Genomic DNA, 1,218 nt, shown 5'->3' with positions numbered 1-1,218 from the left:
TCAGGCCATGCTCGGCGCTCAGGTCTTCCACCGCGCCCAGCACGTCTGCCACCGTGATACCGCTCATGGACCGGCGGTCGATGTGGCGGTGCGGCCCAAACCGGAACCCCCACGTCATCGATCGCGTCAACCCGAACAGCCCCACGCCGGGGACCCGCGCCAGATCGGCGGCGTGCAACATGCACGAATCGATTCCCAAAAAGAGGTCCGCTTCGGCCACCAGGCCCATCGACAGATCCAGCGGCAGCCCGAGGCGGGGCATGACGCGTTCACGTTCGTGCCCCACGTTGAGCTCCTCCTCGCCCATCCCCACAACCCAGGCGACGAAGTCTTGGTGGCGCGCCAGAAGCCGGTCCAGCACGTCGATGAACCTGGTTACCGGCCACCGCTTCTCGGACCAATCGGTATCGGCGTGCACGACGAGCACCTTGACTCCGGCGGGCAGCCCGGCCCGCATCGCGCGGGCTTCCTGCTGTACGGATGCAGGGATGGGCACCGGCTCGGAGTACGTGTCGGCCCTGGCCGCGGGATCGAACAGCTGCGCCAGCTTGAACCACAGGTCGACCGAGTGGCACGCCTCCTTCGCGACGACGACGTCGTAGTCGCCGTTGTCGTTGTCGTTGGCGAAGCCGATGCTGGTCGCGGGAGCAACCCGGCGCCGCAGCGCCTGCCCGGTCTCGGACGGCCAGCGCAACACCGCGGTGTCGATGAACAGGTCAACGGGACCGATCCGGGCTGCCAGCGCGTCGACGTCCGGCGGTCGATGCGCTGGCACGCCGTGGGTGAGGAATCCCGGGATCTCCACATGGCGAGCACTCACCTGCCGAAAACACAAGTCGAAGGCCACCTTCGGGCAGATCACCGTGATCGGGGCGGTGAACATCTTGCCCAGCGCCCGCAGCGTCGGCAGCGCCATGATCGAGTCGCCGATTTTGGCGTCGAAATACACCGCGGGATTGCGGGCCTGGAGCAAACCGCGCAGCGCGGCGTCCGGGCTCACTGGGGCGAGACAGCCGTGGCCGGCATCCCGACCAGGACTCCCTCGACGTCGCCGTCTGCGCGCAGCAGCAGGCCCCGCCCGGGTGGCAGCGCCTGGGCACGCACGACGCGGCTGATCCGGTTCTGCGGGTCGTTGTCCATGTACAGCTGAGCCACCTTCGCCGAGTTCTGGAACCGCATCCACGGATCCATCTGCAGCGTCGCCCAGTTCGAGCTGTT

The 1,218-nt window shown here is 67.8% G+C and carries 2 protein-coding genes; both read right to left on the bottom strand.

From position 1 onward, the window contains the following. Positions 1 to 1,000 (bottom strand): glycosyltransferase family 9 protein (locus AC2VOP_RS10890; protein ID WP_486960973.1); only part of this gene is annotated, 1,000 nt, incomplete at its 3' end. Beyond that, on the bottom strand, positions 997 to 1,218 hold a 222-nt coding region (locus AC2VOP_RS10885), incomplete at its 5' end, for a hypothetical protein (RefSeq protein WP_486960972.1). The genes AC2VOP_RS10890 and AC2VOP_RS10885, both read right to left, overlap by 4 nt.

The sequence above is a fragment of the Mycobacterium sp. TH-M106 genome, from assembly GCF_057473765.1.
The sequence above is the reverse complement of the archived record's forward strand: the minus strand, read 5'-3'. Positions and strand labels throughout refer to the sequence as shown.